Genomic DNA, 8,380 nt, shown 5'->3' with positions numbered 1-8,380 from the left:
CACCGAATTCGAGGAGTGATATGCCCGACCTGCTGGAAACCGTGGCGGATGTGCGGCAGTACTTGACGGAGGCGTTCGGCCCGGAAACCGTATTCGCGGTGTATCCGTGTGAGTTCGGCTGGGTGTGCCGGGAAGAACTGCCCGAGCAGGACAGCGAAGCGGGTTTCGGTATGGGCAACTACGTGATCAACCGGCGGACCGGGGTGATCACCGCGCACGGGAGCCTGCACCCGCTGATGATCGGCGAAATGTACGACGAGGATATCCGCGCCGCCCGGCCGGTCCAGGGTTACCAGGTGTATCCGCCGACCTGGGAGATGCAGGTCGACCGGGTGCGCGACACCTCGGAGGACGTGGAATACCGGGTCCGTGCCCGTTCACTGAAAGTCCCGCCCGAGGAACCACCGACGGAACATCTGCTGACCATCGACAAGGAAACCTTCCGCTACCACACCGATACCGGCGATATCCACGTGACCTGCACCCACACCGTCACCTGGGCCGAATCGCGGTGGCGCCGTGACGGCAGCTGGCCGGCGGGCGCGAAACTCCGCGCCTGACCGGGACGGGCCGGCCCTGTCGCCGCCGTACCCGGCCGGGACCGGCGGCGTACCGGCCGGCGGGATAAGACGGCGAATTCGCCCGCAGGCCACCGGGAATTAAGGGACGAACGGCACACTCGATACGGCCAACACGACCCTGGTCCGCGATCCCGAACCGTCGGAGCTGTGCCGCTATGAGTTTGTACCTGCCTCCGGAACTGCGTTGGCTGGGCTGGATCGCCGGCGCGCAATGGCCGGACGGGGACGAGGACAAAGCCTGGGCCGTCGCCGCGGTCTGGCAGGAGGGTAGCAACGATCTGTACGCCCTGCTCGCCAAGATCGATCAGGCCAAACAGGCCACCATGGCGGCGTATTCCGAGGGCGCGGCCCGCGACGAAATGGGTGCCCGGTACGACATCCTGCGCAGCGGTGACCAGTCGCTGGAGCAGATCGCGAAATCCATGGAGGCGCAGTACGGTTCGACCTTCGATATGGGTACCGAGTTACAGGCCACCAAGCTCACCATCATCGTGACCCTGTGCTGGCTGGCGATCGAGATCGCCTGGGCCTGGTTGTTCCCGCCGACCGCCCCCGCGGTGGAGGCCGCGGCCATCGCCTCGACCCGCTCCTACCTCAAGGTCATTCAGGATTTCGTACAGAAGACCATCGCGAATATCGCAACCCGGGCGGGCGCGCCGGTGGCGAAACGCCACTTCTGGAAGGAACTCGCCAAAGGCAGATTGGTGGCGCCGACGGCGAAGGGCTGGGGTGTGTACGGTGCCCGGGCGGCCGAGGGCGCCATCGTCCCGATGGCGATCAACGGGAGCATCCAGACCGGACAGATAGCCGACGGAAAACGACGTTCGTTCAATGGTCAGGAATTCGGCCTGTCGGCGCTCGGCGGCGCCGCCGGCGCTGTCCCGGCCCGGGAGTTCGGCCGGTACCTGGGCGAAGCCATCGAACACGTCGCCGGTAAATACCTGAACAATGTCGCCGGTCGTACGGCGAACGGAGTTGTCGTCGGCGCCTTGTCGGACGGATTCGGGGCGGTGTTCGGAAACCTGGCTACGGCGCTGGCGGCCGGCGGTGATTTCTCCGCCTTCACCAACGGCCCGGGCTGGGTCGGGAACTTCGCACAAGGTGGGCTGGTGGGCGGCGCCCGCGGCGCCTCGGCGTTCAACAGCTATGTGCCGAAAACCACCGACGGTTTCACCGATATGTCGGCCTTCCGGAAAGACCATTGGTTACGCGGTAACGCGTGGCGCTTCCCCAAATACGAAGGGCCCGGTTTGCTCGCTGTCGGGCCCGACAGCAAATTCGTCATCAGGACCGAAGGTAATGCCTCGGTCACCACGGCCGGCGGTGGCGCCGGGGGTACTGGTGGTGGGACCGGGGGTACTGGTGGTGGGACCGGGGGTACCGGCGGTGGGACCGGAGGTACTGGTGGTGGGACCGGGGGTGCTGGTGGTGGGACCGGGGGTACTGGCGGTGGCGCCGGAGGTACCGGCGGTGGGACCGGGGGTACTGGCGGTGGCGCCGGAGGAACTGATGGTGGCACCGGAGGTGCGGGCGGTGGGACCGGTGGAACCGGCGGCGCGGGCCCGAACAATGGCGGCTTCGGTCAGAATCATGGTGGCGGGGGACAGAACGGTCCGGCTGCTCTGGGACCCGGTGGTCAGCAATCGCCACCGAACTGGTCGAACACCATGCCGCAGAGCGCGTGGTTCACCCCGGCCGGGGAAACGTCGAACTTCGGCGGAAACAACTTCGGGGGCACTGCCGGCAACGACTTCGGGGGTGACGGGAGCGGGCCGTCCGGACAGTCCGGCGGTCACGGCCCCGCCGCCCCGCAGTACGGGGGCAACGACCCGGCCTACGGCAACGACCCGGCATTCGGCGGATCGCGCTGGTCGGATACCGATTCGGACGTAGGGGGTAATTTCGAGGGTCCGGTGTCGCGGTGGTCGGATTCGGATTCGGATGCCGGGAGTTTCATCGATCGTCCGGTGTCGCCGTTGTCGGATGCGGGCGGTGGTTTCGAGGGTCCGGTGTCGCGGTGGTCGGATTCGGATTCGGACGTCGGGAGTTTCATCGAACGCCCCGTGTCACCGTTGTCGGACGCGGGGTCGGATGCGGGAAGTTTCATCGCACGTCCGGTCTCGCCGTTGTCGGATATCGGAAACGATCCCGCCGGCGGCGGCCTCTCTGGGCACTCCGGTTTCGGGGTGAACACCAGCGGGCAAGCCCCCCTGTCGCAACCGGCGCCCGTCGCGCAGCAGACCCCGGCGGGGCAGCAGGTTCCGGCGCCGCAACAGCAGGGAGCTCCACCGCCGGGGACATCGCAACAACCGGCCGCGCAACAAACCTCGACACCGGCCCAGCAGCCGCAACAGCAACCGCCGCCGAACTTCTCCCGGCCGTTGCCACCGGGCGGAGTGGGGCCCGGCGGGGCCACGATCAGGGGCGATACATCGATCTCCGCATCCCAGCAGTCCAGCCCGCCACCACAGCAGCCGGGTGGTCGTCCTCCGGTGGGCGGGGGTCCGGTGGTGAATCGTGGGCCGGGTGATCCTGCGTGGTTGACGCCTTCGCGTCCGGCTCCTGCGCCGCCGGTGGGTGAGGGTCCGGTGGTGGATCGGCGGCCGGGTGATCCCGCGTGGTTGACGCCTTCGCGTCCGGCGCCCGCGCCGCCGGCGGCACCGGCGCGAGAGTGGTGGGAAGCCCAAGGCTTGGAGCGCAATTCGCGCGAGCATTACGAGGCGGCTCGTGATCGGTTCGCCAACGATCCGGCCAACCAGCATTTCCTCGGCGAGGGCAAGGATGTGCGTGGTAAGCCACGACCGCAGCGCTGGCCGATGAAGGTGCCCTACCCGATCGACAAGTTCCGTGGACCGGATGTTCCGGGCGACAACTGGCTGCCCACCGGCGCTGTACCACCGGAAGGCGACCCGGATGATCAGCCGCCGGACGATCAGCCGTCCGAGCCTCCGGTCATCCATCCGGACGCGGTGATCGACCCCGGCGCGAAGATCGGTCCCGGGGCGCAGGTGGCCGCGGGCGCCTCGGTGGGCAAGGACGCCTCGATCGGAGCAGGAGCCGTCCTGGGGGCGGGCGTGGTGGTCGAGCCGGGTGCCACCGTCGGCGACGGGGCTGTCCTGCATCCGGGGGTGGTGGTGCACGAGGGTGCCGCGGTGGGGAAGGGCGCGATCGTGCACGACGGTGCGGTGATCCTGCCCGGCGCGGTGGTGCCGGACGGCGCGGTGGTGGAAGCGGGGCAAGTGGTAGGCGGCGACGACCCGGGGAACGGTTCCTCGGTCGATGTGCCGTTCACATTGCAATGATCCGGCAGGAGCCGGAAGTGAGGAGAAGATCATGGCGGACCGCGTAGAGGTGGATCCGGACAAGCTGGAGAATGCCGCGAAACTCACCCAGGATGTCGCCGATCAGGTCCACGGTGTCGGCAAAAAGCTCCGGGAGCGGCTCGCCGGTATCGAGGACGAGTCGACCAAGCAGCCGTGGGGCAACGATTCCATGGGTGAGAAGTTCATCAACGGTAAGAACAACGACGGGTACGGCACGTCGAAACCGAACCTGCTCGACGGGGTCGACGGGATCGGTGGCACCTTCGAATCCTTCGCCGTCGGTCAGCGCGACGCTGTCGACCAGTTGCGCACCATGGACAGTCAGTTCTGATCCCGCCCGGTGGCGTGCGGCACCGAATTTGCATGCGCGCCACCGGGAATTCAACATCTTGCGCTGTAATCCCGGGGTGGTCTCCGTGGCGACCGCTCCGGACCGGAAGGACTGAGGTAGCACCGTGGTGAACGAACGCCTGCAGGAAGATATGGCGACCATGCTGTCCGGCTTGAGCCATCAGATGCGCAGTATCGCGGAAGTGCAGAAGAAGCGTTCCCTGCTCACCGCCACGGTCCTTGCCGAGGAGAAGCGGATCGAGGTGACGGTGAATGCCGACGGTCTGCTCATCGACACCAAATTCGCCGACGATATTCTCGACCTGACGATGGACGAGATCGCCGTAGCCATCACCAAAGCCGTCCAGGACGCCGCGGCGCAGGTGCAGAAGAAGGCGCGCGAACTCATGGATCCGCTGCTGGCGCACCGCGACTCGCTGCCGAAGCTGTCCGAGATGATCGAGGGTGCCCCGGATCTGGCCGGGTTGATCCCGCAGCCGGTGGAAACGCCGACCGTGTCACCGGATTCGCCGGATTGGCCAGGGAACAAACGCGACGTACACGAAGAGTCGGGACCCGCCTCGGTCGTCGCGGACCGGGACTGACTCGCGAACTCGACACCTCCGCAGCAGGCTCCGGTCGACGGTTACGACGGAAAGTGAACGGATATGGCATTGGACCCGACCACGCTGTCCGGTCTCACGACCCAAGCGAACGAGGGGCATCTGCAGTTCAGCCCCAAGGACGCGATCACCGCGGCGCGGGCTGCCGCCGATCTGGTCGATGACCTGCGCGGTATGGCTTATGCCATCAGCGAGCACAAGCTGGACATGCTGGATTCGAAGATGTTCGGTGCGCTGGGGTCCAGTAGCCAGCTGGCGGGTGTGTACAGCAAGAAGGCCGGTCGCCTGTACGAGATCCTGCGCGAGCACGCCACGGTGCTCGAAGGGCTGACACAGCTGTTCATCGCCGCCGGTAAGGCCTATAAAGATGCCGACCAGGCGTCCAAGGACCAGCTCACCGCGATCAAACCCGGTGAGGGCTCGGCGAACTACGACCCCGCCACGGTGGCCGAGACGATGGCGCCACCGGACTGGAAGCTCCTGTTCACCACCCAGAGTCCCGATATTCCGAGCGGCGTGAAGAACTACGGCGGCAACAAGGATCCGGGCGATGCGGTCAAGGTCGAGGCCCAGGATGCGGTGTCCTGGCGGGAAATGTACGACCACGGCGAGTACATCGACGCACAAGCCGTGATGAACCGTTCGGCGACCTGGGGTTCGCTGGCGAGCGATTTGGGCAAGAAGCTGAACGGCTTGGTGGACACCATCTTCCCGCTGTCCGATTCCTGGAAGGGGGCGGGTTCGGCGGGCGCGCAGGATGCCGTACGCAACTATCGCAACGGCGTGCAGCCGCTGATCGACTCCATCGAACAAGTTCGCGACAATATGGCGTGGACAGCCACCTTCTTGGCGTACACGAAAGCGGCGATGCCGGGTGTCCCCACCGAGCCGGGTGGGTGTCATGAGCCGGACCTCGGCGATTATCGCGGCTGGCTCAACGAGTTCTACCTCGAGCCGCTGAAGGAAACGGTGAAGGTGATGCCCGTATTGGACGGGCCCATCGCCAAACCGGGGGGCGACGGTTCGGGCAGCGGAAGTGGTTCGGGGAGTGGCTCCGGTAGCGGCAGCGGTTCCGGTAGCGGCTCGGGTTCCGGTAGCGGTTCCGGCTCCGGCAGCGGTAGCGGTTCCGGTAGCGGAAGCGGCTCGGGTTCCGGTAGCGGCTCGGGTTCCGGTAGCGGAAGTGGCTCCGGCAGCAGCTATCAATCCGGTTACGCGGACGGTTACGGCCGAGGCTTCGAAGACGGCCAGAACAGCCGGGGCGGTTCCGGTGCGGGCAGCGGCCAGGGTTCCGATTCCACCGGTGGGCAGTACGGGTCGAGCGGCGGCGGCCTGGGGAGCGGCAGCGGAGCCGGATTGGGCAACAGTTCGACCGGAAACAAGCCGCCGATCACCGGATCGTCCGGTTCCGGCGGTGGGCCGGGCAGCAGCGGCGGCGGGCCTACCGGCAGCGGTACGCCGACCGATACCTCGCGCGCCGGCGGCGGATCCGCGCCCACCATGCCGTCCATGCCCGAACTGGGATCCTCGGGCAGTGGCAGCTCCCTGCCGAGCATGCCCGAAACGGCGTCCTCGGGCGGTACCGGATCCGGCGGTGGGCCTTCGGGTCAGCAGGGTGGCGGCAGCAGCCCGGCCTACACCGGCAAGCAGAGCACCCCGACTATGCCGAAAATGCCCTCGGCCGAGGATTTGCTGGGTGGCGGCAGCCCCGGCGAGGAAGTCTCCAACAGCGGCGGCGGCCTCGGTTCCAACGGCGGTACCGGTCCCGGCTCGGAAGGCGGCACCGGCTCGGATTCCACCGGTGGTGGCGGCGGCGAGATGCCGGAGAACCCCACGGCCGCCGATATCCTGAGCAAACTCACCGGTATCCCGACGTCCGAACTGCCGGAGGCCCTGAAGAACCGGAAGATCACCGCCTCGGACGGCTCGGGTGAGCCGAGTCTCGCGGATGCGCTCTCGCAGCTCACCGGCATCCCGCTGGACGAGATGCCCGAGGAGCTGAAGAACACTCCGCTCTCCTCGCTGTACGACGAGAATTCCCCGTACGGTTCGGCGGATACGCTGTTCGGTGACGACTCCGGTTCCAGCAGCGGCAGCGGAAGCGGTGACGACAGCGCGGACAAGAGCTGGACCGGTCGCGGCGGCGGCAGTGGCAGCGGAACCGGGGGTGGCAGCAGCCAGGACCCCCTGGGGATTCTGTCCAACCTGCTCACGCAGGGTATTCAGGCGTTCACCCAGCTCGGCAGCGGGCTCCCCGGCATGGACGAGCTGGCTCGGATGCTGGATCCCAGTCAGCTGCAACAGCATATCCAGGGCATGCTCGACCCGGCGCGTGAGCAGCTGGGCCAGTTGGCCGGCGCGCTCGGCGGCGGTGCGGGTGCGGGTGGTGGCCCCGGCGCGGGTCTGCCGGGAGGAGCGGGCACGCCGGAACAGCCGCTGGCGCCCTATCCTGAGACGCAGCAGTCGCAGTCGCAGTTGTTCCCGCGCGCCGCGCTCGCGGGGCCGGGGACGGATCCGGCCGGCAACTACCAGTCGTCCACGGGTGCCGGGCATCCGATGGGCGCGCCGATGGGCGGCGCGCCGGGCGCGGGCGCCGCCAATTCGGGCGGGCAGGGCAACGACTACAAGCCGCCGAAGTACCTGCAGGGCCGGGAGAATCTGGATGATGTGTGGGAGGTCCCGGACCGGGTGAAACCGGTGATCGAGCCGTGAGGAGCTGGGAGCTCACCGATCTGGAGTTCAGGGCGGTGTGCGAGGATCACACCGAGGGAAGGTTGCCGCGACCACTGGTCTTCACGAGTTCCATTCGCTGGGCGGACGAATACGAATGGGAGCTCGCGCAGACCCGCCGGTCGCTGCGCGCTCGCTACGGCGGCGAGCTGGACGCATTCGGCGTCGCCCTCGCCAAACCCGATGTATTCGTCAGCTTGCAGACATTCGGTGACGACCAGGATTTCGACAACCCCGTGGCACGTACCCGCGTCCATGCCTTCCGGCAGCGGGCACGGGGTTTCGTGATAACCCAGCGGCCCGGCGAAAAGGTCCACCACGCAGCCGGTTTCGATATCGTCGAATGCGATCCGCACGGCCTGGCCGATATCGTGCTGTCCCGGGTACCGTTCGTGCCGGCCGGACGATTGCCCGGGATAGCGATCCCCGACACCACGCGCGACCCCAGGTTCGAACCCGGCTACACCACGTCCGGATCGATGATCTCGGACAACGACGAAGACGAGGACACCGGTAACGATTACGACCGTGCCCTGGCCTTCCTGCGCACCCCCGCCGTGCGCAGCGGCTCCATCCGGGTCGTTCAGGGCCGATCGAAGTACGGTCCGCGCGGTCGTATCGAAATGGGAATGCTGTGGCGTGACGTCCCGGACGACGGCCGGTACGCGATTCCGACGAACCATCCGGCACCGACCGCGACGGGAATGGGAACAGCGGAGTTGACCGAGTGGATGGATGAGCAGATCGGTTCGGTGGTGGCGCGGCTCGACCGGAATATGGAAACCGAGGAATGAGC

General features: G+C 67.2%; 6 protein-coding genes. All 6 read left to right on the top strand.

Translation table 11 applies throughout. The annotated features are described in order from the left end of the window. Window positions 1-20 precede the first annotated feature (20 nt). The 6 genes from ACQEVO_RS25270 to ACQEVO_RS25245 all read left to right on the top strand — a co-directional run bounded on the left by ACQEVO_RS25270 (window position 21) and on the right by ACQEVO_RS25245 (window position 8,378). A complete protein-coding gene (locus ACQEVO_RS25270; RefSeq protein WP_432917836.1) occupies window positions 21-560 on the top strand; it encodes a hypothetical protein in 540 nt (179 codons plus the stop codon). A gap of 176 nt (window positions 561-736) precedes the next feature. Then, window positions 737-3,883 (top strand): hypothetical protein, encoded by a 3,147-nt coding sequence (locus ACQEVO_RS25265; protein WP_432917833.1) that lies wholly within the window; start codon window positions 737-739, stop codon window positions 3,881-3,883. A 31-nt stretch (window positions 3,884-3,914) separates the two neighbouring features. Then, complete coding sequence (locus ACQEVO_RS25260; RefSeq protein WP_432917830.1) at window positions 3,915-4,235, top strand: hypothetical protein; 321 nt, start codon at window positions 3,915-3,917, stop codon at window positions 4,233-4,235. 127 nt (window positions 4,236-4,362) lie between these two features. Continuing rightward, on the top strand, window positions 4,363-4,839 hold the full coding sequence (locus tag ACQEVO_RS25255) for a YbaB/EbfC family nucleoid-associated protein (protein WP_432917827.1): 477 nt from the start codon (window positions 4,363-4,365) through the stop codon (window positions 4,837-4,839). Between the two features lie 63 nt (window positions 4,840-4,902). After that, window positions 4,903-7,566, top strand: a complete 2,664-nt coding sequence (locus ACQEVO_RS25250; protein ID WP_432917824.1) for a hypothetical protein — start codon at window positions 4,903-4,905, stop codon at window positions 7,564-7,566. Continuing rightward, window positions 7,563-8,378 carry an ESX secretion-associated protein EspG gene (locus ACQEVO_RS25245; RefSeq protein ID WP_432917821.1) on the top strand — a complete coding sequence of 272 codons (816 nt, stop codon included), beginning with the start codon at window positions 7,563-7,565 and terminating at the stop codon, window positions 8,376-8,378. Before ACQEVO_RS25250 ends, ACQEVO_RS25245 begins: the two co-directional genes overlap by 4 nt. Window positions 8,379-8,380 lie beyond the last annotated feature (2 nt).

Source organism: Nocardia sp. CA-290969, from assembly GCF_050936135.1.
Classification (GTDB): domain Bacteria; phylum Actinomycetota; class Actinomycetes; order Mycobacteriales; family Mycobacteriaceae; genus Nocardia.
The sequence above is the reverse complement of the archived record's forward strand: the minus strand, read 5'-3'. Positions and strand labels throughout refer to the sequence as shown.

What these genes read in the sequence shown, in the direction of transcription:
- ACQEVO_RS25270 (WP_432917836.1), top strand. Translation starts at nt 21, where the DNA reads ATGCCCGACCTGCTGGAAACCGTGGCGGATGTGCGGCAGTACTTGACG.
- ACQEVO_RS25265 (WP_432917833.1), top strand. Translation starts at nt 737, where the DNA reads ATGAGTTTGTACCTGCCTCCGGAACTGCGTTGGCTGGGCTGGATCGCC.
- ACQEVO_RS25260 (WP_432917830.1), top strand. Translation starts at nt 3,915, where the DNA reads ATGGCGGACCGCGTAGAGGTGGATCCGGACAAGCTGGAGAATGCCGCG.
- ACQEVO_RS25250 (WP_432917824.1), top strand. Translation starts at nt 4,903, where the DNA reads ATGGCATTGGACCCGACCACGCTGTCCGGTCTCACGACCCAAGCGAAC.